Source organism: Maribacter sp. (assembly GCF_039968975.1).
Lineage (GTDB): Bacteria > Bacteroidota > Bacteroidia > Flavobacteriales > Flavobacteriaceae > Maribacter.
This window is the reverse complement of record NZ_JBDVOT010000022.1, coordinates 1-26280: the sequence shown is the minus strand read 5'-3', so window position 1 is coordinate 26280 and position 26280 is coordinate 1. Positions and strand designations below refer to the sequence as shown.

Here is a 26280-nt window from a genome sequence, read left to right as displayed (position 1 = left end):
ATCCGAATTATGAAATTGAAAAAACACCTTATTTTAAGGTGTTTTTTTTTGGATTTAACCCAGATGAAATACATTTATTAATCGTTTAAGTGTGTATTTTTAAAGGTGAATTACACTATTTTGAGGTTAGAATACATTTCACAACAATAATTAGGGGTTACACAACAATTAATCTCAAGAACTTTGTGTTATTTATAATTTTGAGATATAAGATATTGCAGTTCTTTTTCTTTAGAAGTTGTTTTTAGAACTAAATTCACTGCAGTTGTTGAAGAATTATTGAAAAGTACGTAGAACACGCTTTTTGAGCTTTAGGTTATTTGAGAATCAATTAATGAAGGCTCACAACAAAAATTTAATAGAATCGACTATAAGTTTTAAGTTTGATTCTGTTTTTATTGAGATATGAAAAAACAAATTATTTTGAGATTAAAATGCACTTTGTTATTAAGTGTATTTACGTGCCTTGCTTTTGCACAAGATTATGTTGAAACTCAAAATGAGGATTACTACAAGCAGTTTCAAGATTTAGAGAACGGAGAACTACGTTCTTTTTTCTTTTTTAATACCCCTAATCGTTATAACCAGAATTCTCCGTATGATTGGTTAGATACTGTAAAAGTTTATTTGAACAGTTCTGAAAAAACAAAGGATTCCATATCTATTCGTAATTACCAACTTATAGAATCTCAAATTTATTATGATTTGGGTAACTACGAGAAGAGTTTAGCTATAGCAAGACCACTTTATGAAGATTTATTAAAGTTAGATGTAGAATCAAAAAAGACAATTCTTGGCATATTAGATAGCAATTATGAAAGGTTGGAGTTGTACGACAAGCAAATAGAGATTAGAAGGGTTAAGCGTGAATTAGGTTTCACTGATAATGTAGCTTTTTATGATATTTATGCAAGTTTAGGTCAGTATAGAAAGGCTATGCGCGATTACATGACCGAAGAAAAGAAAGTACTTAAAGACAATGATTACTATGGTCAGTCTATTTATAATAATACTATTGGTGATTATCTTAGATTAGATAAGTCTACAGCTACGGCATTAAGTTATTATAAAAAAGCAGAAGGCTTAATAAAGGTTTTTTTAAGTGATGTCACTAATGAGCATTCTGATAAAGAAATTGCTAACGGAAGAATTCTAAACGGACTGATAATAGGTAACATTGGAAAAAGTCATGTTCAATTAGGTGAATACGAAAAAGCTATTCCGTTTTTAGAGGAAAGTAGAGAAATCATTAAAAAATATAATAAGAGTAAGTTTTCGTCAGATATTATAGAAAATACGCTTGCTCTTGCAGAATGTTATTTGAAATTAGATGATTATGCAAAAGCAACAGATTATTTGAGTGATAATCTTAATCCAATAAAGTCAGATAATATTTTAAAGCGTAATCGAATATATGCAGATTATTACTTTAAAACTGGTGATTTCAAAAACTCTACGGTCTACCTTAAGAAGAATATAAGAATTAGAGATTCTATTGATGCCTTGGCGTCTAATATCAAAAATCAACAATTAACTTCTGTTGTTGCACAAGATTTAGAGAACTCTAGAAAAATGGTAGATCAACAAAAAGCTCAGTTAGAAGAATCTAGAAAAGATATAAAGGCAAGAGATGATAAAATCAGCTTGGTGTTTGTGTCTTTAATTTTTACACTTATTGGTTTTGCTGGTTTGGTGTATGCGTATTTAAAGAGTATCAAAAACCAACGTTTAATTGCCGAGCAGAAGTTTATTATTGAAAATTCATTAGTAGAGAAAGATTCATTACTTAAAGAAATACATCATAGGGTTAAAAATAACCTTCAAATGGTATCTAGTTTATTAAGCCTACAAACTAAAAACACTAGAAGTAAAGCTGCTATTGCTGCGTTAGAAGAGGGTAAAAGTAGGGTGAAGGCTATGGCTTTAATACACCAGAAATTGTATCAAAATGATGATTTGTCTGTAATTGAAATGCAAGGCTATATTGAAAGTTTAATTAATAGTATTCAGTCTGTTTATAAAAAAGGCGGACATAATATTAATATCACTATTGATGCCGAAGGTGTGGAGTTGGATATTGACAGGGCGATTCCATTCGGACTTATATTAAACGAGTTGGTTTCCAATTCATTTAAATATGCATTTCCTATTGATGATAGTGATGGTAAAATATATATTCATTTACGTAAAATAGCAGGTCAAGAAGGTTTCTTTGAATATACGGATAATGGTATAGGCTTACCTGAAGATTCAGAAGAAAGAGCGAGTTCCTCAATGGGAATACGTTTAATGAGTAGACTGGCAAATCAGCTTCAGACTTCATTGAACACTGATAAAACCCAAGAAGGTGTGCGTTTTTGGTTTAATTTTAAATAAATCTAACGAACCTTACTTTTCATAACCACTTTATGTAAAATTTTAGGGAAGAATCTTTTAAGGTAAATACCAAATTTTTCTTTTCCGCCTATGTAAGTTTCAAATCGTTTTTGTTTAATTGCAGAGATTATTTTTTGTGCACATTCATTAACCGGCATTCCGTTTTCTGTGGCATTGTCTTCTTTTTGTAAAGCGGAGCCATCACCTGTTAATGCATTTTTAGCCACATTGGTTTGTATAAATCCTGGGCAAATTATGGAAACATTTATATTGTCTTTTTCGTGCTCCATTCGTAAAGCGTCAAAGAAACCATGTAACGCATGTTTTGCACCACAGTAGCCTGAACGATAGGGAGATGAAAATTTACCCATTAAACTAGTTATAGTAACGAAATGACCGCTTTTTTGAGCCATAAAAAAGGGTAGTACATGTTTTGTGAGTTTTATAGTGCCAAGATAATTAACGTCTATCATCTGTTGGTAGACTTCAAATTTTGTGTCAACTATAAGTGAACGCTGACTTAATCCGCCGTTATTGATTAAAATATCAATATTATCATAAATTTTAAAAGCCTTTTGGGTAATGGTTTCTAAAGAATCAAAATCAGTTAAATCTAAAGGTAGAATAGAAACATTATGAGGAAACTTACATTTATTTTTAACTTCTAAAAGTACAGCTTCCCTTCTTGCGGAGAGTATAACTTTAGCGCCAAGCTCGTTTAATTGATATGCCAATGCTTCCCCAATTCCCGAAGAAGCCCCTGTTATCCAAACTACCTTATTGTTTATGCTACCCATTCTGTCGTATTTAAACTCAAAATATAGTTAAATTTGAATGATAATATGAAGGCAACATTTAAAAAGTATCTTTTAAATTTTAAAAACCCTAGTGGAACTTCTAGAGGAATTCTACGAACTAAAGAAACATGGTTCTTGTTTTTAGAAGAAAAAGGAAAATGGGGTATTGGTGAATGTGGACTTTTTAGAGGTCTTAGTTTTGATGATGTACCTGGTTATGAGGAAAAGTGTACTTGGGTTACTGAGAATATTCATTTAGGAGAAACCGAATTGTTAAAACAATTAATTCATTTTCCTAGTATACAATTTGGTTTGGAACAGGCTTTCTTGTCCTTACGGTCTACAAATCCTTTTCAACTTTTTAATTCTACATTTTTAAATAATCAAACGCCAATTTCAATCAATGGTTTAGTTTGGATGGGTGATCAGGAGTTTATGCATCAACAAATAGAGGAAAAACTTGAACTTGGTTTCTCTTGTATTAAAATGAAAATTGGTGCAATAGATTTCAATACAGAAATTGCCTTGTTAAAATCGATTAGAGAACGCTATTCAAGAGAAGATATTGAATTAAGAGTTGATGCTAACGGAGCATTCTCTCCGAAAGAGGCTTTATCTAAGTTGAAGATTTTATCAAAACTGCATTTACATTCTATTGAACAACCTATTAAACAAGGGCAATGGGAAGAAATGCAAAAGTTGTGCAAAACTACACCTTTACCAATAGCTTTGGATGAAGAATTAATTGGTGTGGTAAATGTAACAAAAAAGCAAGAGTTACTACAAACTATAAACCCACAGTATATTATTTTAAAACCAAGTTTGGTAGGTGGATTTTCAGGTAGTAATGAATGGATTTCTATTGCCAAAAAGAATAACTTAGGTTGGTGGGTAACAAGTGCGTTAGAAAGTAATATTGGTTTAAATGCTATTGCTCAATGGACGGCAACTTTAAATAATAAAATGCCACAAGGTTTGGGCACTGGATCTTTATTTACAAATAATATAGATAGTCCGTTAGAAGTAGATAATGGAGGCTTGTTTTATAACATCTCTAAAAAATGGAATACAAATTTAATTGAAAGTTTATGTATATAGAACAGGGGTATAAAGGAGATATCGGTTTATGGAAATATTTGATAATTCCTGGATGCTTTATTGGTTTAATGGTTATGAATTATATAGCTATAGTGTTCTCGCCTGTTAGTGTAGAGGATAGTATGGCTGGAATGATTGATAAATTAGGGTCTAATTTGGTCTTAATTATTTTATTGGCACCATTGGCTTTAGGGTTGTTGTTGGTGTTAGGTTGGTCTAAATTGGTGCATGCGCAAAGTATTACTTCTTTGACAACAGCTAGAAAAAAAATAGATTGGAAAAGGGTAGGTTTTGCCTTTGCGGTATGGGGTTTACTTACGGTAGTATTAACTATGGTAGGTATTTATTTGTCTCCAGAGGATTATGAATTTAATTTTAAATTGAAACCCTTCTTGTATTTAGCATTAATAGGTGTTTTGCTTATTCCTTTACAAACAAGTTTTGAAGAGTATCTGTTTAGAGGTCATATGATGCAAGGTATAGGGCTTGCTGTAAAGAATCGATGGGTGTCTTTAGTTGTAACCTCTGTTTTATTTGGATTAATGCATTTAGGTAACCCAGAAGTTGAAAAGTTAGGGTACGGTATAATGATCTATTATATAGGTACAGGTTTTTTCTTAGGAATAATAACCCTTATGGATGATGGATTGGAATTGGCATTAGGTTTTCACGCGGCTAATAATTTAATCAGTGCTTTGTTACTAACTGCAGATTGGACAGCCTTTCAGACAAATTCAATTTATAGAGATGTTTCTGATCCTGTTTTGGGCTATGACGTTTTGGTTCCGGTTTTTATAATTTTTCCTATTTTATTATTCTTGTTTTCTAAAAAGTACGGTTGGTCAAATTGGAACAACAAACTTTTTGGAAAAGTACTGTCTAGAGAAGAGTTTTTTTTGATTGAAAGTAAAACTGATGACTAGTTATAACCCGCATCATGCTTTTCGAGTAAACGGTCGGTTAACGTCTGGTGAAGATCTTTTTGAAATTAGCTATAGCCTTATTAAAGAAGGTGAGGAGTTTGAAAAGCATATAGGTGAATTTCTATTAGATTGGATAGATGAATCTTCAACCATTTCAGTAAAGACCTCTGGTTCCACAGGAGCCCCTAAAACCATTATCTTAAAGAAAGCGCATATGATTAATAGCGCTTTAGCGACAGGTAGCTATTTTGATTTAGCTCCTGAGTCTTCTGCCTTGTTATGCTTGCCTGCAACGTATATTGCAGGTAAAATGATGTTGGTTAGGTCTATGGTGTTAGGCTTAAATATTTATTTTGTGCCACCAACATCTAATCCGTTAGAAGATACAAACAGGTCTTTTGATTTTGGAGCTATGGTTCCTATGCAGGTAAAGAACTCTTTACCAAATTTGCATCAAGTTAAAAAGCTCATTATTGGCGGAGCTCCTATTTCTGCATCATTAAGAGGGGATTTGAAAAATGTGTCTAACGCTAGTTATGAAACATATGGTATGACGGAGACTATTACCCACATTGCCATAAAGCCGTTAAATACAGGAACAGAGTTTGATGCACCTTTTTCAATTTTACCAGATGTAAAAATTTCAGTAGATGAAAGAAACTGTTTAGTAATCAATGCTCCTAAGATTTCAGATGAAACTGTAGTTACCAATGATGTTGTTGAATTGGTTTCGGAAAAAGAGTTTAAATGGCTTGGCAGATTTGATAATGTTATAAATTCTGGTGGAGTTAAGTTGCGTCCTGAGCATATAGAGAAAGTGCTTTCTAAGCATTTAAATATTCCCTTCTTTGTAATCGGTGTTGAAGATGAGGAGTTAGGGCAAAAAGTTGTTTTAGTAGTTGAGAATACCTCTAAAATTGAAGTTAAGAAAACCATAGATAATATATCAGATTTCAAAAAATTTGAGAAACCTAAAGCTATTGTAGTTTCCAAAGAATTTCAACGGACTGAAAGTGGGAAAGTGCAGCGACAAAAAACCATGTCCTTACTGTAGTCATAACTTCCCTAGCTCAAAGCCATACTTTACTCATTTTTCATTTTTAAAAAGCTTCTTTCTTAATAGGTTTATTGCTCAAACTTTAAACCCATTATTATGAAAAATGCGACTTTCCTATTCTTTCTGTTCTATAGTATGCTGTTGTCTTCTCAACAAGTTAAAATTAGTGGTATTGTTTCTGATCATGCAGGGTACCCTATGCCTGGTGTAAATGTTATGGAAAAAGGAACGACCAATGTTACACAAACAGATTTTGATGGACATTATGCTATAATAGTATCAGAAGGTGCTGAATTAGCATTTTCATATATAGGTTGTAAGAATCTAACTGTAAAGATCAGGGAATCAGTAGTTGTTAATGTTTCACTTGAAGAAGATCATGAAGCTCTTGAAGAGGTTGTGGTCGTAGGTTACGCAACTTCTAAACGTTCTTTCTTAACAGGTTCGGTGACAAGAGTCAGAGGTAATCGAACTAGAAAACGAAACTCTCAAAATAATATGAATAGCCTATTGCAAGGTAGGATAAGTGGTGTCGCAATAAGTGGAGCAATTCCCCAAGAAAAGAAGGAAAAGCACAAAAAGGTAACAACCCCTCTGTATATTGTTGATGGTGTTCCTATTAAAAAGCAATATAATTCAATTGTTCAAAACTTAAAAAGTGAAAATATTGATAGTAGAAAAGAACTTAAAGCTTCTGAAGCAAAGAGTTTGTATGGAGCTGATGCCAGGTATGGATGTATTGTAATACAAACCGTAAAAGGAAATTATGTAATTGAAGAAGATGAGAATTATGCTCAAATTACTGAAAATCAATTTCAGAATGTTAACGTAAATCCGCTATCTACTTTTTCCATAGATGTCGACAAAGCGGCATACAGTAATATTAGAAGATTCATAAATAATGGAAAAGCGGTTCCTATAGATGCCGTTAAGATTGAAGAAATGATTAATTACTTTGATTATGATTATCCGCAACCAACAGCAGAGCATCCTTTTTCTGTTAACACAGAGGTAGCACAAACTCCTTGGAATGTTGATACTAAGTTGGTACGTATTGGTTTGCAGGGGAAAGAGCATTTAAATGAAGAGCTGCCAGCTTCTAATCTAACTTTTCTTATAGATGTTTCTGGTTCAATGTCGGCAGGTAATAAATTACCACTACTAAAATCCGCATTTAAACTATTAGTAAATCAATTAAGAGAAAAAGATAGGGTTTCTATTGTTGTTTATGCCGGGGCAGCCGGTGTTGTGTTGGAACCTACATCTGGTAATAATAAAGAGAAAATCATGAGTGCACTAAATAACTTAGAGGCTGGCGGTTCTACAGCTGGTGGAGAAGGAATTCAATTAGCGTATAAACTGGCAGAAAAGAATTTTAAAAAAAATGGTAATAATAGAGTGATATTGGCAACAGATGGGGATTTTAACGTTGGGCTGTCTAGCGATAAAGACATGGAAGATTTGATTGTAGAAAAACATGAATCGGGAGTGTTTCTTTCTGTATTAGGTTTCGGAATGGGCAACTATAAAGATTCTAAATTAGAAACTTTGGCAGATAAAGGCAACGGAAATCATGGTTATATAGACACTATGCAAGAAGCGCAAAAACTATTTGGTAAAGAGTTTGGCGGTACCCTGTTTACCATAGCAAAAGACGTAAAGCTACAGGTAGAGTTTAATCCAGCAAAAGTAAAATCATATCGACTAATAGGGTATGAAAATAGATTGTTGGCAGATGAAGATTTTATCGATGATACCAAAGATGCTGGTGAATTGGGCAGCGGACATAAGGTAACCGCTTTGTATGAGATAATAGAGACAGGAGTAACATCAGCATACGATAAAGAAATACCAGCATTAAAGTATACCAATAACACTAGTGATACTGGGTTTTCTGATGAGTTGTTTACTGTTAAATTCAGATATAAAAAACCTGATGGTAAAAAGAGTATAGAATTGGTTCATGTGCAAAATTCAAATTTTCAAGAAATGACAAAAGATTTTCAATTTGCCACAGCTGTTGCTTTGTTTGGTCAGCAAATACGTAACTCTGCATTTATAAATAAAACATCTTATAAAAATGTTATTGAATTGGCAGAGAATGGTAGAGGTGAAGATAAAAATGGGTATAGAGCAGAATTTATCAGGTTGGTTAAAAGCGTTAATGGGAAATTGGTAACAGACAACTATTGATATTATATAAATTGTAAAAATCATTTGATTTTCGGGGAATAGTTTATTTCTAATGTGTGTTATTTTGTATTTTCAGTGCTTAAACCAAACAACACTCATGAAAAAACTATTCCTTTTTGTATGCTTAATTTTTATAGGTAAAATTAGCGCCCAACAAATCTTAAATGAAAAAGAAAGAGCACAGGTAATTGATGAAATTTTAGACGACCGTTTTAATAATTTACTGCCTCAACTTATGGATGCCGCTGACCTTGATATGTGGGTGGTAATCTCAAGAGAATATAATGAAGACCCCGTAATTAAGACTATGCTTCCGGCAACGTGGTTGAATGCACGTAGACGAACTATTTTATTGTTTTATAGAGATAAGGCTAAGAATACTATAGAGAAGCTGGCTGTAGCTCGTTACAATGTCGGTAAGAATATTGTGTCTGCTTGGGACAAGGAAAAAGAGCCTAACCAATGGACTAGGTTAATGCAATTAATATCTGAAAGAGATCCTAAGAAAATTGGACTCAATTATTCTACAGACCACAATATTGCCGATGGATTAGTTAAAACAGACTATGAAGAGTTTATGGCTAATTTACCTAAGAAATACACTTCAAAAGTTACTTCTGCTGAACAATTAGCTGTTCGTTGGATCGAAACCAGATCGGAACGTGAAATGGTTATCTACAATCAACTAGTAGATATTACTCATGATATTATTGCAGAGGCTTTTTCTGAAAAAGTAATAACGCCAGGGGTAACTAGAACCTCAGATGTGGTATGGTGGATGAGACAAAAAGTAACCGACTTAGGACTGGAAACTTGGTTTCACCCAACTATAGATGTTCAAAGAAGTGCGAACGGTAAAAAGAGTGAGTTTTATTCTTTTTCCAATAAGCCAGATGATATGGTGATTCTACCAGGAGATTTAGTGCATTGCGATTTCGGAATTACATACTTGCGTCTAAATACCGATTGTCAAGAATTGGCATATGTGCTAAAGCCAGAAGAAACTGCTGCTCCAGATTTTTTAATCAATGGACTTAAAAAAGGTAATAAGTTACAGGATTTCTTAACCGGTAATATGGTAAAAGGTAGATCTGGTAATGATATTCTAGCTAAATCATTGAAGGAAGCCAAAGCAGCCGGCCTAAAACCTTCAATTTATACACACCCATTAGGTTTATACGGCCACTCGGCTGGTACTACAATTGGTATGTGGGATTCTCAAGGCGGAGTTATGCGTGATGACGGTGAGAACTATGGATTAAATCCTAATACTGTTTATGCTATTGAATTAAATACTACCATCAACATACCGGAATGGAATAGAGATATTCGTATTATGCTTGAAGAAGCTGGTTTTTACGGTGAAGATGGCTTCAGGTATGTTGGCGGTAGACAAACGGAGCTTTTATTGATTCCTAGAGTGAAAGGACATCAGGGTTACTAAATTTTTATTTGTAAGGTTATTAATTAGTGATGTAATAAAAATCTTATTTATTTTTTTTAGGCACTAGGTTTAATGTGCTGTTATTCATATATTTAAGAATATGTTAACAGTTATTAAATAAACCGCCAAATGATATTGATTAATATACTTCATAAAAAGTATTTCCTTTTTTTGGTTTTATGTATATCAAGTATAGGGCTTTTTGCACAACATCAATATAAGGGAACGGTGCTGGATGCTGACACTAAAGAGACGCTTCCTTTTGTAAATATTGGAATTGTAAATAAGGGTGTAGGTACCGTAAGTGATTTTGACGGGGAGTTTTATTTAGAGATTGACAAAGCTTATTTTTCCAAAGATGATATTCTTCAATTTTCATCCGTAGGTTATAAAACCGTTCAGTTCAAAATATTGGAGGTAAACTTTAGCAATACACTTTTTCAAAAAGTGGTCATGCAGCCTGAGGCAATGCAACTCAACGAGGCGATAGTAACCGCTAAATACCTAAAAGGTAAAAAAGATGACGTTGTCGGTTTTTCCTATCCCAGTAAAAATAAGTTTGGGTATTGGAAGGGAGATGGTTCATTGGGTGCTGAATTAGTGACAAGAATAAGTGTAGACAAGAAAAAGCACTACTTAAAAGATTTTCACTTTTATGTGAACGAGAATTATTCAGATAGCGTTTTGGTACGTATCAATATTTACAAGGGCGGAACTATCTATCCAGAAGATAAATTATTGTCAAAGAACGTTACCAAAATGATAGGCAAATCTCCTGGAAAGATAACGGTAGATTTAAAGCCTTACAATCTAATTGTAGATGAAGATTTTAGTATTGGTCTAGAATTATTAGAAGTGTATGGTAAGCGCGTTGGTTTAGTTTTGGCTGCAGATTATAGACCAAGTACTTCGTACAGAAGATATGTAAGTCAAGGGCAATGGAAAACCTTTAGGGGAGATGCAATGACCTTTTATGTTAATACCACTGCTTTGAATGACGGTGATATTGCTCAAATATCAGATTATTCTAGAAACAAGTTGCTTAAAAATTCATTTCAAACTCCAATAATTAATACTAATCCTATTAAAACCCACCGATCTATTACTGGTTTTGTTTTTAATAATGGTAAGCCCGTGGAAAATGCTACAGTTCAAATAACAGAATCATTAAAACAGACACAAACAGATGCCTATGGTAGATACTCTATTATGGCTAGGTTAGGTGATGTTATTAGTTATAATTATTTAGGTTTTGAAAAGGTAGAGCGTAAAGTTACAGAAACCGTACATAACATTAATGTAAGTATGAATGTTAAAGTAGAAGAGTTAGCAGGTGTAACTGTTACAGAAAGAGCACGCTTAAAGAAAACCGAGGCAGAAATGTTTTCTGAATATTTAACGAATGATGAATTTGCCAAAACTGCTTATGGAACCCTTGATAAAAAAACTATTGGGCATTCAATAACTATTTTAGAGGGTAAGAGTTTAAATTTAACTGCCCCAAATATACTTGCAGCTATCGACGGTAAAATAGCGGGTGTTCGGGTAGGGAACGTAAAAGTTGAAAATCCCTGTTTTGGATGTTCTTTTACCAAAGTTGCTGTTTTTATAAGAGGGGGAAGCGGATCAATAAATAATTTAAGACCTGCTATATTTGAGGTTGACGGTATAATCTATGAAGAAGTTCCTTATTTCTTAGATTTAAATGTTATTGAGCGTATTGCGGTAATACCTGGTCTTGCTGGCGTTGGTAAGTATGGTCAAGTTGCTGCAGGTGGTGTTATTGCTATAAGTACTCATCTTTCTAATTTTGCTAGTAAAGACGGTAAAAATATTGATCAGGCATTAATTCAGCGTAATATTTATAAACACGATGCAATAGATAAACAACAAGCTAATAAAAATTTGCCAGGCTACCTTCAAACTCTTTTAGCTAGCAGTAGTTTTGAAGCGGCTAAGAAAGTGTATTACGAAAATGAAAAACTCTATAGTAGTTCTGCTTCGTTTTTTCTTGATGCCTATATTTATTTTACTGCCAATTGGGAGCAAGAAAAATTCCATAATGATATTATCGTTAATCATCAATCGCTCTTTGAGAATAATATCAATGAAATGAAGGCATTGGCATATGCTTATCAGCGAGAGGGTGAATTTATAAAAGCAAACAAACTATATACGAGTCTTTTTGTTAAAAGACCTAATTATGCGCAATCGTATAGAGATATGGCAAATAGTTATGTTGAGGTTGATGAGGTGCAAAAGGCGGCTAATCTTTATAGTAGGTACACCAAATTATTGAACGATTCTTTTCTTGTGGCAGATACCATAGGATTACATCCTATCATTACGACTGAGTTCAATCATTTTTTGCAGCATAAAACCGACTATGCTATTAGTTCAGAAGATTTAAAAGAAGACGCAGCTATGCGCGAGGGTGCAGATACCCGTCTTCTTTTTGAGTGGAACGATGATGAAGCCGAATTTGACCTTCAGTTCGTAAATCCAGAAAATCGCTATTTTGTTTCAAGTACATCGTTAAAAAATCAAAATGAATATTTTGGTAAGCAAGAATATTCATCGAGCAAAGAGTTCTTCCTTGAAAGTGATATTAAGGGAGAGTGGATTGTAAATATAAATTACAAAGGGAATAAAAGTGGTTTGCCTACCTATCTAAAAGTGACTTCTTTTTCTGGTTATGGTACAGATAATGAAGAAAGCACAATTAGAATTTATAGGTTGTCATTAAAAAATGTAAATCAAAATCTATTTTATTTACCAACTTTAGGGGTAGATAAGTTAAATTAGGGTGATAGATGATATATTTAATTGATAAACAATTGTTTGTGTTATTTTTTTCTTAATTTAATAAAGTGAATTAAAACATACTGCTATGAAAAATATACTCATCTTTCTAATCGTTGCGACTTTTACAACATACTTGCAATCCCAAAGTAAAACTGTTAAAGGTAAAGTTAACCAAATGGATGCTCCTTTGGCAAATGTTCAGATATCTATAATAGATTCTGATATAGCAACTACAACAGATACAAACGGGTTTTACCAAATAACGGCTGAACCTAGAGATGTATTGTTATATACATACCCAGGTCTAAATGATGTACAGATTATGGTAGAAGATGTTACTCGCACTTTGAATTTAGAAATGAGTCAAAAAGTTGAACAATTAGATGAGGTAACCGTAAAAGGTAGTAATAGGAAATCTCAAAGTGAATTGGAAGAAGAGTATAAATACAAACCGAATTTAATTAAAACAGCATTCGGAATTTTGGATAGTGAGACTGCACCAGGAAAAATCAGGTTTTTACAAGAGGACGAAATTAATGATGTCGGTATCTGCATTTTAGATGTTGTTAGAAATGAGTTTGCTAGCGTAAGGGTTTTTGGTGATTGTCAGCGTGGAGGTGGAATATATATAAGAGGTTTCAATTCCATTAGTCAGGCATCACCTGCGGTTTATGATGTTGATGGTCAGATTTTAACTAGTGCTCCTACGTGGATTGCACCAGCTTCAATTGCTAGATTGGCTGTTTTAAATAATTTGGCAATGACTACTAGATACGGGTCAATAGGTGCTGGCGGTGTCATAGTAATTAACACGAAGACATTATTATATGCTGGTAATATTGACGGAAAGCCGTATGATCAAGCTAAGCTTAGAAATAATAAATATGATAACTCAGCATTAAGTTCTATACAATTTAAAAAAGATAAACCTTTGTACATGAATGAACTTTTAAATGCGAAAACCGAAGAAGATGCAAAGGTTATCTACAAAAATCAAATCAAAAAATACAGTAGCTCTTATTATTACGTTCTAGATGCCTATGATTACTTTTCTAACAAATGGAAACATAATGAATTTGCTGAAATGATTATCCAAGAAAATGATAGGGCTCTGAGTGGAAATCCTTTGGCATTGAAATCTCTGGCATATATTTATCAAGCAGAAGGGAAGTTAGAGAAGGCGAATAAATTATATGAGGATGTATATACGCTTAGAGCAGATTATGCCCAGTCTTATTTAGACCTTGCAAATAGTTATAGAGATCTTGGTATGAATCAAAAAGCGGCAGCTATGTATCTACGATATGATTATTTATTAGAAGAAGAATTATTGGAAAAGGAAGAGGAAGTAAAAACCATAATGGATCGCGATTTAAATAATTTGATTTCTTTAAAGGGTGCCGATTTAGTTTCAACGGATAAAGTGAATCAAATTAAACTTGATGATGATTTTAAGGGGACTCGTTTGGTTTTTGAATGGAGCGATAGTGAGGCTGAATTTGAATTAGAATTCGTAAACCCTGAAAAAAGATATTACAAAAGTGAACATTCTCTAGTGGCAGATTCTGAGAGAATTCAAAGCGAAAAGCGTTCAGGTTTTTCTAGTGAAGAATATTTAATAGATGATACCCTTCGTGGTAATTGGTTGGTTAATGCTACCTATTTAGGTAATAAAAGTTTGACGCCTACATATTTAAAAGCCACTGTATATTATAATTACGGTAGTGCATCTCAACGAAAAGAAACAAAGGTTTTTAAACTCGGTCTCCGTAATGTAAATCAGCAATTGTTTTCAGTATCTAATGCTGTTAGTATGGTATCTAATTAAGTCCGTTAACATTGCAAAATATAATAGCATATTAGATATGTAAATATTATAAAAACCCACAATACATTTTAAATGTGTTGTGGGTTTTATGAATGTAAATACTATAAGATATTGCTGCTAAAGGTATTTAAGATATTAAACCTGCAAAACCCCCATATTAAAAGGCTTTTCAATAGGTGCATGATCAGCTGCTTCAATACCCATTGATATCCATTTACGGGTGTCTTTTGGGTCTATGATGGCATCTGTCCATAATCTTGACGCTGCGTAATACGGAGAAACTTGGTTGTCGTAACGTTTCTTGATTTTATCGAATAGCTCAGTTTCTTTTTCTTCGGTAATAGTTTCACCTTTCTTTTTCAAAGAAGCTTTTTCAATTTGTAATAATACTTTGGCAGCAGAGTTTCCACTCATTACAGCAAGTTCTGCGCTTGGCCAAGCAACAATCAATCTTGGGTCATAAGCTTTACCGCACATGGCGTAGTTTCCGGCTCCATAACTGTTTCCTATAACGATAGTAAATTTTGGAACGACGGAGTTACTTACAGCATTTACCATTTTAGCTCCATCTTTGATAATACCACCATGCTCACTTTTACTACCTACCATAAAACCGGTTACATCTTGTAGAAAGACTAAGGGAATTTTCTTTTGGTTACAATTGGCTATGAATCGGGTAGATTTATCTGCGGAGTCGGAATAAATTACTCCGCCAAATTGCATTTCACCCTTTTTGGTTTTTACTACTTTTCTTTGATTGGCAACAATACCAACGGCCCAACCATCTATTCGCGCATACCCGGTAAGAATGGTTTGTCCGTAGCCTGCTTTATATTCTTCAAATTCAGAATCGTCTACCAATCTTTTGATGATTTCCATCATATCGTATTGCTCAGCTCTAGAGCTAGGTAGTATTCCGTAAATATCATCCGAGTTTTCTTTTGGCTTCATGCTTTTCTTACGGTTGTATCCTGCTTTAGGGAAATCACCGATTTTATCCATAATATTCTTTATGGTATTTAAAGCCGCGGCATCATCTTTCGCTTTATAATCGGTTACTCCGCTAATTTCACAATGCGTAGTTGCTCCGCCTAAAGTTTCATTATCTATGCTTTCACCAATTGCAGCTTTTACCAAATAGCTACCTGCCAAAAATATACTTGCAGTTTTATCTACTATTAAAGCTTCATCGCTCATTATTGGTAAATAAGCACCACCGGCAACACAACTGCCCATAACGGCAGATATTTGGGTAATTCCCATACTACTCATAATAGCGTTGTTTCTAAATATGCGACCAAAATGTTCTTTGTCGGGAAAAATTTCATCTTGTAAAGGCAAGTACACCCCGGCACTATCAACTAAGTAAATGATTGGCAATCTATTTTCAATTGCAATTTCCTGTGCTCTTAAATTTTTCTTTGCGGTAATGGGGAACCAAGCTCCGGCTTTAACCGTAGCATCATTGGCAACGACTATGCACTGCTTTCCTTTTACGTACCCCATTTTAATAACGACACCACCAGATGGGCAGCCACCGTGTTCTTTATACATGCCGTCACCAACAAAAGCACCTATTTCTATTTGTTCGGATTTTGGATCTAAAAGATAATCAATACGTTCTCTGGCGGTCATTTTTCCTTGGTCATGCTGCTTGGCTATTTTGGCTTTTCCTCCGCCTAAATAAACTTCATTAAGCTTTCTTCTAAGGTCTGATAATAACAACTTATTCCTATCTTCGTTTTGATTGAATTTTAAATCCATTCTGTATAATTTCTTTTTCTTCGGATAAAGATAAGGAGTTAATTTTGGTGTTCATGCAACAAAAATAAAAAGTATGATAAAGTGGGGTATAGTTGGGGCAGGTAACATTGCCCATAGTTTTTCAAAAGATTTAGCATTGGTAAATGGTGGTAAATTGGTGTCTGTGGCATCAAGAAGTTTAGAGAAAGCAAGAACTTTTGCAGATGAATATGAAGCAGAAAATGCGTATGGAAGTTATGAAGAACTATTTAATAGTGGTACAGTAGATATCATTTACTTGGCAACACCACATACATCACATGCAGATTTGAGTGTTGCAGCAATGAAAGCAGGTAATGCTGTGCTATGTGAAAAACCAATGGGTGTAAATAAAGCTGAGGTTGAAAAAATGGTTGCTGTCGCCAAGGAGAATAATGTTTTTTTAATGGAGGCTTTATGGTCACGTTTTAATCCTACAATCAAAGAAGTAAAAGAGTTAGTTGTTAATGGAACTATAGGTGAAATAGGATATTTACATTCAGATTTTGCTTTTTATGCTATGGATAGGGATGAGGACGGAAGATTGTTGAACCCTGATCTTGCTGGTGGCTCTTTATTGGACATAGGTATCTATCCTATATTTTTAGCATATTTAATGCTAGGGAAACCAAAGGATATAAAGGCAACGGCTAATTTTCATAAAACCGGAGTAGAGATGCAGTGTAGTATGATTTTCAATTATGACAATGCTCAGGCTATTCTGTATAGCGGACTCAATTCTAACTCTGAAAAGAAATCTGAAATAGCCGGAAGCCTAGGGACTATTTTTATACACCCAAGATGGCATGAGTCTACAGGTTATACTTTAGAAAAAGATGGCGAAAGGATTTCCAATGAGCTTGGAAAAAGAGGTAAAGGGTATGTACATGAAATTGAGGAAGTTCACCTTTGTTTAAATTCTGGTAAAAAGGAGAGCGACTTGTGGAGCCATCAAAACAGTTTAGATTTAATTGGTATTATGGATTCTGTTCGTGAAAAAACTGGAATTGTGTTTCGGTTTGAATAATAGCAGGGGTAATTGTGGAAAAATGTCTTAAAATTTACGATATTTGATGTTCGCTTAAATTTTAATCGATTCGAAAATGAATAAGAATACAGTACTTTCTTGGGCAACTTTTATAATGATTTTTGTGGGTCTTGCCCTAATTGCATTAGGTGCTTTTCGCTATGATCAAGTTGCTGGGTGGGGTTTTGCATCCGTAGGTATAGGCTTTTTTGCTATTGCTTGGGTATTTAACGCACTTAAAGGTAGAGTATAAATATTGTTAGAACCGACAGTGAATTTTTCTGTCAAGTTTTAATTTTTACTAAACACTATAATTTTATGTCAGATGATAAGAAGGTAATCTTCTCCATGTCAGGAGTTACGAAAACCTATAAAAATGCTAATACCCCAGTTTTAAAGAATATATACTTAAGTTTTTTCTACGGTGCCAAAATCGGAATTTTAGGTTTAAACGGTTCTGGTAAATCTACTTTGCTGAAGATTATTGCGGGGGTCGATAAAAACTTTCAAGGTGATGTTGTATTTTCTCCTGGTTATAATGTTGGGTACCTAGAACAGGAACCTGAATTGGATGAAAACAAAACCGTTTTAGAGATTGTAAAAGAAGGTGTTGCTGAAACTGTAGCCATTCTTGATGAGTACAATAAGATAAACGATATGTTTGGTCTTCCTGAGGTTTATGAAGATGCTGACAAAATGCAGAAGTTGATGGATCAACAGGCTGTTCTACAAGATAAAATTGATGCTGCCAATGCTTGGGAGTTAGATACCAAGTTAGAAATTGCAATGGATGCTTTACGTACTCCGGATCCTGATAAGAAAATTGCCGTATTATCCGGTGGTGAAAGAAGAAGGGTAGCCTTATGTCGATTACTACTACAAGAGCCTGAAATTTTATTATTAGATGAGCCTACCAACCACTTAGATGCAGAATCTGTACATTGGTTAGAGCATCATTTAGCATCTTACAAGGGAACGGTAATTGCTGTAACACACGATAGATATTTCTTGGATAATGTTGCCGGTTGGATTCTTGAATTGGATAGAGGAGAAGGTATACCATGGAAAGGAAATTATTCTTCATGGTTAGATCAAAAATCTAAACGTTTGGCTCAAGAGAGCAAAACAGCTTCTAAAAGACAGAAAACTTTAGAGCGAGAGCTAGAATGGGTACGTCAAGGAGCAAAAGGAAGGCAGACAAAACAAAAGGCACGTCTTAAGAATTACGATAAGTTAATGAGTCAAGATCAGAAACAACTTGACGAGAAACTGGAAATTTACATCCCTAACGGACCGCGTTTGGGTACCAATGTAATTGAAGCAAAAGGAGTAAGTAAAGCTTATGACGATAAATTGCTTTATGAAGATTTGAACTTTAAATTACCACAAGCAGGTATTGTTGGTATTATTGGTCCTAACGGTGCCGGTAAAACCACTATTTTTAGAATGATCATGGGTGAAGAAACTCCTGATAAAGGAGAGTTTGAAACTGGTGAAACTGCTAAGATTGCATATGTTGACCAAAGTCATTCTAACATTGATCCTGAAAAAACCATTTGGCAGAACTTTAGTGATGAGCAAGAGATGGTAATGATGGGCGGTAAACAAGTGAATTCTCGTGCATACCTAAGTAGATTTAATTTCTCGGGTAGTGAGCAGAACAAAAAAGTAAACATGTTGTCTGGTGGTGAGCGTAACCGTTTGCATTTGGCTATGACATTAAAGGAAGAAGGTAACGTTCTTTTATTAGATGAGCCTACCAACGACTTAGATGTAAATACACTACGTGCCCTTGAAGAAGGTTTAGAAAATTTTGCTGGTTGTGCAGTGGTAATATCGCATGATAGATGGTTCTTGGATCGTATCTGTACACACATTCTAGCTTTTGAGGGTGATTCTCAAGTGTATTTCTTTGAAGGTTCTTTCTCTGACTATGAGGAGAATAAGAAAAAGAGATTAGGCGGAGACCTTATGCCGAAACGAATTAAGTATAAGAAGTTGATCAGATAATATTTTAATAAAAGAAAAAGCCCGCAATTGCGGGCTTTTTTATTTTCAGCTATTAGCTAATATTAATATTCCTCATTAGGGTACCAATCTAACTGTATCACTTCAATATCTTGGTTGCCTGCGTCTACTAATTGCTTAAATTTAGCAACATCGCTAACGTCGGGTTTACCTCTGTAGTGATATGGGTATACTTGTTTAGGCTTAAAGTCCAAAACGGCAGCAGCGGCACTTTCTTCTGTCATAGTGTATGGTAAGTTCATACATATAAAAGCTTTGTCAATATTTTTTAAAGAACGCATTTCTGGAATGTCTTCGGTGTCACCAGAGAAGTAAATTCGCTGAGCGTCAATGTTAAGAACATATCCGTTACCGCGTCCTTTTTTATGGAATTTTAAAGCTTCTTTTCTAAGGTTGTACATGGGGATAGCCTCAATTGTAATATTGCTAAGTTTTTTACTGGTCCCATTTGCCATAATTACAAGTTGTTCTTTATATTTTTCAGGTAATTCATCTGCAACCGCTTGTGGTACTACAAATGTAGCGTTAGCAGTATCTAAGGCATTTAAAGTCTCAACATTTAAGTGATCACCGTGTATATCGGTAATTAATATTAATGTTGGGTTCTTTTGACCTTCAAAAGCAGCAGCTCCGCCAACAGGGTCAATGTAAATGATGACATCGTTCCATTCTATTACAGCTGTGGAATGCTCGATAGGAATAATCTTGATATCTTCAGATTTACGCTCGTTGATTATTTCGGTCACCGATTTGTTTTCTTCAATTTCGGTTGTAGTATCTACGTTGCTCTCTGCTTTCTTAGCATCTTTACATGCAAATGCCATAGCGCCCAAGAATACTAAAACAAGCAATTTATTTATTTTCATTATGTTACGTTTAAAAGTGTTAGTTCCATTTTAATATCGGATCGAAGGTACTCTAAATTATTTTCTGGCGTAACATTTTTAAAACCGAATTTCTTATATATATGCAGAGCGGTGTCTAATTTAGTACTAGAGTATAACTCTAGTATTTCCCAATTTTTACGCTTTGAGAAGGTTATGGCATGGGCTAGCATTTGTTGGCCGATTTTTAATCCTTGATGTTTTTTGTCTACTGCCATCTTACCCAATTCATAACATTTAGTTTCCTTTTTAATCAATGCATAGCATCCTACAGGTTTATCATTCCATAATCCTATAAAGATATATCCCCCTTTATCAATTATTTTAGATTGACTATGTTCTAATAGCTCCTTATCTTTTTTATCCACCTTAAAATATTCAGTAATCCAAGCAATATTCAAATCTCTAAAGTTTTCAGTATATTTAGGCTCGTAAGGCACAATGCTAAGCATGGTTTCTAATTGTTAAGTTGGTTAACACCTAAGTTATATCATATTTTATAGTCCCTGAAACGGTTTATAAATTAATTTAACATTAAAAAATCTAAAATTTGAATTACCACGTATATAAACTGAACAAACAGACAACTTTATTAAATTAAAAATTATGACTGAAACAAAAAACAACAATGGCTTAAAGGTCTTGACCGCTCTTTTAGGTGTTGTGCTTTTAGGTACTATCATTTACACAGTAAGTCTTTACCAAGATAAAAAGAAGACTGAAGGTGTACTTACCAAAGAGAAAGAATTGGTAGTTGAAGATTTAAATAGCTTGAAATCTGAGTATGACAAAGCTATTTTAGAAAGTAATGCCACTAATGAAGAGCTGGTAAGTGCAAGAGATAATATTGCAAAATATATTGACTCTGTAAAAACGATGAAAGCTGATATAGGTTCTTTATCTAGATATAGAAGACAAGTTGGTGTTCTTAAAGCGGAAAGAGAGCAATTATTAAAGCAAGTAGATTCTTTAACTCGTTCAAATACTGCAATTGCAATGCAACGTGACAGTACGTATGTAGAATTAGAAAAGCAAACAGTTTTCAATGACTCTTTAGTAGTTCAAAATACAAACTTGGCTCAAGTAGTAGAAAAAGGTTCTGCGCTTAACTTATCTAAGTTTAATGTAGATGCGGTTAAAGAACGTAACAGTGGTAAATTAGTTTCCACCCAAAGGGCTAAGGCAACAGACAAGTTTAAAATTTGTTTTACTGTAGCTGATAACGTAATTGCACAAGCTGGCGATAGAGAATTTTTCTTAGAAGTTTTAGATCCTCAGGGTAATGTGTTAGGAGGTAGTAACTCTATGACAAATGATAACGGTGCCTCTATTACTTATAGTAAGCAAACAGGTTTCTACTTTGAGAACAAATCTTTGGATGTATGTGATTATATCAGTAAACCTTCTGGTGATTTCAAGGATGGAAACTACATGGTAAATGTATATGACGACCAATTAAAATTATTGGGTACTTCTAAATTCATGTTGAAGTAAGATAACTTTATTACATATAAAAAAAAGGCGACCAATTTGGTCGCCTTTTTTTCGTTTTTATAGTTTGTTGTTAGTCTTTTAGACTACCTACCATATTTTCAGGTTTTACCCATTCATCATAATCTTCTGCGGAAACATAGCCTAAATTAACAGCTTCTTCTTTTAAAGTTGTACCGTTTTTGTGAGCGGTGTTAGCGATCTCAGCAGCTTTGTAATACCCTATTTTAGTATTTAAAGCAGTTACCAACATTAAGGAGTTATTCAGTAGTTGTTTGATAACTTCATGATTTGGTTCTATACCGGCAGCGCAATGCTCTTCAAAACTTACGCAGGCATCACCAATTAGTTGTGCCGATTGTAAAATGTTGGCAGCCATCATCGGTTTAAAAACATTTAATTCATAATGTCCTTGGGTTCCACCTACGCTAACGGCAACATCATTGCCCATAACCTGAGCGCAAACCATAGTTAATGCTTCACACTGTGTAGGGTTCACTTTTCCTGGCATAATGGAGCTACCTGGCTCATTTGCCGGAATAATGATTTCTCCAATACCTGAACGCGGACCTGAAGCCATCATTCTAATATCATTGGCAATTTTATTTAAAGAAACGGCTAATTGCTTCAATGCACCGTGACTTTCAACAATAGCATCATGAGCAGCAAGTGCTTCAAATTTATTTTCAGCAGTTATAAATGGTAAGCCTGTGAAATCTGCAATGAATTTTGCGACTAGAACATCATATCCTTCAGGTGTGTTCAAACCTGTACCTACTGCTGTTCCTCCTAAAGCAAGTTCGCTTAAATGGGCTAGTGTATTGTTTAATGCTTTTAGACCATGGTCTAATTGAGAAACATACCCTGAAAACTCTTGACCTAGGGTTAAGGGAGTAGCATCCATTAAATGCGTACGACCTATCTTAACTACGTTCTTGAATTCAATAGATTTTTTATGAAGTGTATCTCTTAATTGAGTTACACCAGGTATGGTAACTTCAACTATCTTTTTATAGGCAGCAATATGCATACCTGTAGGAAAGGTGTCATTTGATGACTGTGATTTGTTTACATCGTCATTTGGTTGAATCGTTTTTTCACCTTCACCAATAACTTTACCGGCAATTTCATGTGCTCTATTGGCAACTACTTCATTTACGTTCATGTTACTTTGCGTACCAGAACCTGTTTGCCATATGACCAATGGAAATTGATCATCATGCTTACCTTCTAAAATCTCATCGCATACAGTGGCAATCAAATCTCTTTTTTCTTCAGATAAAACTCCGAGTTCGCAATTGGCATAAGCAGCAGATTTTTTTAAATATGCAAAGCCGTAAACAATGTCTAATGGCATTGATGCAGAAGGACCAATTTTAAAATTGTTTCTAGAACGTTCTGTTTGTGCTCCCCAGTATTTGTCTTTGGGAACCTCAACATTACCCATGGTATCTTTTTCGATTCTGAACTCCATAATCTTATAATTTAAATGAATCTTAAGTTAACTTATTAATATAGCCTCAAAAATAAGGTTTACATTTATTGTGACAACTTTGTTGTGAAAAGTAAAATTAATTTTGCAGAACGTTTGCAAAAAATAATTCGTTTATGGTATCTTTGTAATATATAAGTAAGAAGATATGTTTGATTTTGACCAATATTTAGGATTTTTAGCTTTTTTAACCATATTAACTATAGGTTTTTGGTTAATGATGTTTTTGTTATTATTTGTTGTTCCTTACTGGTTAGGTGGTAACATTATGGAGCTACTGAAAGAAAGACGCGACAAGAAAAAAGCCGCAAGAGAAGCATAGATAAAATAGAATAAAAAAAAGGAGCCGATCGGCTCCTTTTTTTTATGTCTTGTTTTTTGATATTAACCTTCTATTTCATCTCCATCATCATCTCCACCATTACCTCCTCTATTACCTTTATTACGTTCCTTTGGTTGATTGAAACGGTATACAAAGCCCATAGTTATTTGACGTTGTCTCCATTGAAACTCACTGTCTGATGTAAAGAACTCTGTTTCTGTATATGATGTTCTTTTTCTAGAGTTCAATAAGTCACTTACATTTAGTGATAGTGTACCGTTATCATTTAAAATATCTTTACTGAAGGCTAGGTTCAATGAGAATATACCTCCGTTTTCAGTTTGTGCGGTAGAAGACGGTCCTCTATAGAATGCATTTGTTTGCCAGTCTACTTTAGCGGGTAATGAAACCTTTGAGCTAAATCTAGCGAACCAACTTGTATTTGTTGTACCGTAATCTACACCATTGAAGTCTCCTTCAGTTGAAAATTGAAAGAAGTTAAAACTAGAGTTTAATCGCAACCATTTTGCGGCACTATATAAAACACCAGCTTCAACACCTATTCTATCGTTTGTAGATAGGTTGATAGGAATAGATCTAATAATTTCAATACCATCAGTGGTGGTTTGTCCTGTTTCTTCTTGAACACGCTCAAAAGAGTCGGTTTCTCTTTGATAGTAAATAGAAGAAGTTAAGGTTATCTTGTCCCATCTTTTCAAATAGCCTAAATCAAAAGCATTTGAAAATGCTGGATTTAAGTTTGGATTGCCTTGAAAAATATTTGTTCTACTAGATCTAGATGGAAAAGGATTTACAAATCTTCCTCTAGGTCTATTTATTCTTCTGTTGTAACCTAATGAAATATTCTCATTTTCAGCTAACTCATAAATGAAATTTACTGTTGGGAACAAGCCTAAATAATTATTATCGAAATTAGCTTCTACATCAACGCCTAATTGATCTTCTAATTCACTAGTGTCATATAACGAAGATAGTTCACCTTTCAATTGCGTGTTTTCTAATCGTAATCCTAATAAGAAAGAAAATTTTCCAAATTTGTTACCATACTGTGTATATAATGCATTTACGTTTTCAGTATAAGTAAATAGGTTGGTAAGGTCTTCGTTGATATCAAATAAACCTGTTGCTTGGTTTAGGGAATCTAAGCGATAGTCAGTACCTGTTTCTTCAAAAGTTCCTCTGTAACCAATTTCAAATTGTGCGTCACCCATTGGTAATACATAATCTGCTTGAATTAAATATTCGTTGTCGGTTTCTTCTTCATATACATTTTCCAAAACGATTAAATCATCATTAGGCAATGTATTGTTCTCTTGAATGAGATTAAACTTTTCTTCTTCTCCTTTAGAATATTGAAGGTCTACTGTTAGTTTTTGTCCATTATCATCTAAATCATTTACATAGTTTAAAGAGAATTGATAGTTGTTGTCATCTTCATTTTCATCTTCACTTCTAAACGTTTCACTGTCTAAAGAGCTGTTTATGAACCTCTGGTTTGTATTTCCTGTTTCATCTTCGCTTTTAGAAGTTCTATAAAAAACACTACCAGTAATAGATGATGATTCGGTCAAGAAATATTCTAACCCTAAGTTGGTATTAAAACCTTTTCTTAGTCTATCATAATCTCTGTCCTCAATAATTCTGTCGTAAGTACCAGAAGAGTAAGTGTTGTCGTAATAAGCATTGCCTGGTGCGTCTCTGTAGCTATAGCCTGTAGTATTGAATAAGTTGAACTTATCTGTTCGTAAATTTGCATTGACAGATATACCACTATTAACAGGGTAACCTATGGTTGTATTTACTGAGCCATTAAAACCTAATGTTTTTTCTTTCTTAAGTACAATGTTCAAAATACCCGCTGTACCTTCTGCATCATATCTTGCAGATGGGCTGGTAATTACCTCAACCTTTTCAATAGCATCTGCAGGAAGTTGGGTTAGTGCGTCAGTGGAACCGAATCCTGCAAGGGCAGATGGTTTGCCATTAATTAGTATTCTAACATTCTCATTACCTCTTAAACTTATAGCACCTTCAACATCTACATCAACAGATGGTACATTATTAAGGGCGTCGGTAATGGTTGCACCACTATTGGTTAAGTCTTTACCAATATTATAAATCTTTTTGTCTAGACGAACTTCTACCGTTGTCTTTTCACCAACTACTTCTACAGCTTCTAATTGGGCTACATCTAGGGCAAGTTTAATAGTGCCTAAGTCTGTTGATTCTCTTATTGTTTGATTTGGTAGTTTATACGTTTTGTAAGATATATACTCAATAGATATATTATACTTACCTGGTGATGCCTCAACCTTGAAATTTCCATCTATATCTGTTATACCACCGGTAATTTGATCTGGGTTGGCAACACTTTGTAGCACTAGTGTAGCGTATTCTAAAGGTAAGTTATCATCTTTATCTAAAACCTTACCGGTAATAACAATTGGACCTCTTTCCCGGTCTCCTCCCGGTCTTTGACTATGTGTATAATTGAATGCTAGTACTAGGAGTAGGAGTAAAGGGAAAAGTTGTTTCATTTAGTCGGTTTTAGATTTCTTTCTTTTTTTCTTCTTTTTATTCTTCTTTAAAGTTTTTGAAACACCATCTTTTTGTAGTGCAACAAAAGCTTCATACTTTTCTAATGGCAAACCTGCTTTTAATTCTTCGTCTTGCCTTTTTGTAATATTCTCATATACCTCAGCCATTTTTTCT

19 protein-coding genes are annotated in these 26280 nt (G+C 34.1%); 13 read left to right on the top strand and 6 right to left on the bottom strand.

What is annotated here, in order from left to right:
* Window positions 1-423: 423 nt before the first annotated feature.
* The gene (locus ABJI11_RS01420) at window positions 424-2376 is read left to right on the top strand and encodes a histidine kinase dimerization/phosphoacceptor domain -containing protein (RefSeq protein WP_348348761.1); all 1953 of its coding nucleotides are present in this window, start codon (window positions 424-426) and stop codon (window positions 2374-2376) included.
* A 2-nt stretch (window positions 2377-2378) separates the two neighbouring features.
* On the opposite strand, the gene ABJI11_RS01415 is transcribed toward ABJI11_RS01420, so the two are convergent.
* A complete protein-coding gene (locus ABJI11_RS01415) occupies window positions 2379-3173 on the bottom strand; it encodes an SDR family oxidoreductase (protein ID WP_348348760.1) in 795 nt (264 codons plus the stop codon).
* Window positions 3174-3218: 45 nt separating this feature from the next.
* Between ABJI11_RS01415 and ABJI11_RS01410 the strand changes: the two genes are divergently transcribed.
* From ABJI11_RS01410 to ABJI11_RS01380, 7 genes are all read left to right on the top strand, one after another.
* Complete coding sequence (locus tag ABJI11_RS01410; protein ID WP_348348762.1) at window positions 3219-4271, top strand: o-succinylbenzoate synthase; 1053 nt, start codon at window positions 3219-3221, stop codon at window positions 4269-4271.
* A complete protein-coding gene (locus ABJI11_RS01405) occupies window positions 4262-5194 on the top strand; it encodes a CPBP family intramembrane glutamic endopeptidase (RefSeq protein ID WP_348348759.1) in 933 nt (310 codons plus the stop codon). The genes ABJI11_RS01410 and ABJI11_RS01405 overlap by 10 nt, the downstream gene beginning before the upstream one ends.
* Window positions 5187-6248: an AMP-binding protein gene (locus ABJI11_RS01400; RefSeq protein ID WP_348348758.1), complete on the top strand. Its 1062-nt coding sequence runs from the start codon at window positions 5187-5189 to the stop codon at window positions 6246-6248. Before ABJI11_RS01405 ends, ABJI11_RS01400 begins: the two co-directional genes overlap by 8 nt.
* Before the next feature lie 99 nt (window positions 6249-6347).
* A complete protein-coding gene (locus tag ABJI11_RS01395; protein WP_348348757.1) occupies window positions 6348-8444 on the top strand; it encodes a von Willebrand factor type A domain-containing protein in 2097 nt (698 codons plus the stop codon).
* 97 nt (window positions 8445-8541) lie between these two features.
* Window positions 8542-9888: a M24 family metallopeptidase gene (locus tag ABJI11_RS01390; RefSeq protein WP_348348756.1), complete on the top strand. Its 1347-nt coding sequence runs from the start codon at window positions 8542-8544 to the stop codon at window positions 9886-9888.
* Between the two features lie 129 nt (window positions 9889-10017).
* A complete protein-coding gene (locus ABJI11_RS01385) occupies window positions 10018-12693 on the top strand; it encodes a carboxypeptidase-like regulatory domain-containing protein (protein ID WP_348348755.1) in 2676 nt (891 codons plus the stop codon).
* Window positions 12694-12778: 85 nt separating this feature from the next.
* The gene (locus ABJI11_RS01380) at window positions 12779-14521 is read left to right on the top strand and encodes a carboxypeptidase-like regulatory domain-containing protein (RefSeq protein ID WP_348348754.1); all 1743 of its coding nucleotides are present in this window, start codon (window positions 12779-12781) and stop codon (window positions 14519-14521) included.
* A 135-nt stretch (window positions 14522-14656) separates the two neighbouring features.
* Here ABJI11_RS01380 and ABJI11_RS01375 read toward each other — a convergent pair whose 3' ends face one another.
* Entirely contained in the window at window positions 14657-16285 is a 1629-nt protein-coding gene (locus tag ABJI11_RS01375; RefSeq protein ID WP_348348753.1) for an acyl-CoA carboxylase subunit beta, read from the bottom strand.
* Window positions 16286-16358: 73 nt separating this feature from the next.
* Between ABJI11_RS01375 and ABJI11_RS01370 the strand changes: the two genes are divergently transcribed.
* From ABJI11_RS01370 to ettA, 3 genes are all read left to right on the top strand, one after another.
* A complete protein-coding gene (locus tag ABJI11_RS01370; RefSeq protein WP_348348752.1) occupies window positions 16359-17330 on the top strand; it encodes a Gfo/Idh/MocA family oxidoreductase in 972 nt (323 codons plus the stop codon).
* 76 nt (window positions 17331-17406) lie between these two features.
* Complete coding sequence (locus ABJI11_RS01365; RefSeq protein ID WP_348348751.1) at window positions 17407-17583, top strand: CAL67264 family membrane protein; 177 nt, start codon at window positions 17407-17409, stop codon at window positions 17581-17583.
* Window positions 17584-17648: 65 nt separating this feature from the next.
* Window positions 17649-19340, top strand: coding sequence for an energy-dependent translational throttle protein EttA (ettA, locus tag ABJI11_RS01360; RefSeq protein ID WP_276493959.1), 1692 nt, complete (start codon window positions 17649-17651; stop codon window positions 19338-19340).
* A 62-nt stretch (window positions 19341-19402) separates the two neighbouring features.
* Here ettA and ABJI11_RS01355 read toward each other — a convergent pair whose 3' ends face one another.
* The gene (locus ABJI11_RS01355; RefSeq protein WP_348348750.1) at window positions 19403-20224 is read right to left on the bottom strand and encodes an MBL fold metallo-hydrolase; all 822 of its coding nucleotides are present in this window, start codon (window positions 20222-20224) and stop codon (window positions 19403-19405) included.
* Window positions 20224-20694: a GNAT family N-acetyltransferase gene (locus ABJI11_RS01350; protein WP_348348749.1), complete on the bottom strand. Its 471-nt coding sequence runs from the start codon at window positions 20692-20694 to the stop codon at window positions 20224-20226. The genes ABJI11_RS01355 and ABJI11_RS01350 overlap by 1 nt, the downstream gene beginning before the upstream one ends.
* 154 nt (window positions 20695-20848) lie before the next feature.
* Here ABJI11_RS01350 and ABJI11_RS01345 point away from each other — a divergent pair, with 154 nt between their 5' ends.
* Window positions 20849-21736, top strand: coding sequence for a hypothetical protein (locus tag ABJI11_RS01345; protein WP_348348748.1), 888 nt, complete (start codon window positions 20849-20851; stop codon window positions 21734-21736).
* A 70-nt stretch (window positions 21737-21806) separates the two neighbouring features.
* On the opposite strand, the gene fumC is transcribed toward ABJI11_RS01345, so the two are convergent.
* Window positions 21807-23207, bottom strand: a complete 1401-nt coding sequence (gene fumC / locus ABJI11_RS01340) for a class II fumarate hydratase (RefSeq protein ID WP_348348747.1) — start codon at window positions 23205-23207, stop codon at window positions 21807-21809.
* A gap of 166 nt (window positions 23208-23373) precedes the next feature.
* On the opposite strand from fumC, the gene ABJI11_RS01335 reads away from it, so the two are divergent.
* Window positions 23374-23547, top strand: a complete 174-nt coding sequence (locus tag ABJI11_RS01335; protein WP_167333102.1) for a hypothetical protein — start codon at window positions 23374-23376, stop codon at window positions 23545-23547.
* A 62-nt stretch (window positions 23548-23609) separates the two neighbouring features.
* Here ABJI11_RS01335 and ABJI11_RS01330 read toward each other — a convergent pair whose 3' ends face one another.
* Complete coding sequence (locus ABJI11_RS01330; RefSeq protein ID WP_348348746.1) at window positions 23610-26105, bottom strand: TonB-dependent receptor; 2496 nt, start codon at window positions 26103-26105, stop codon at window positions 23610-23612.
* Window positions 26106-26280 lie beyond the last annotated feature (175 nt).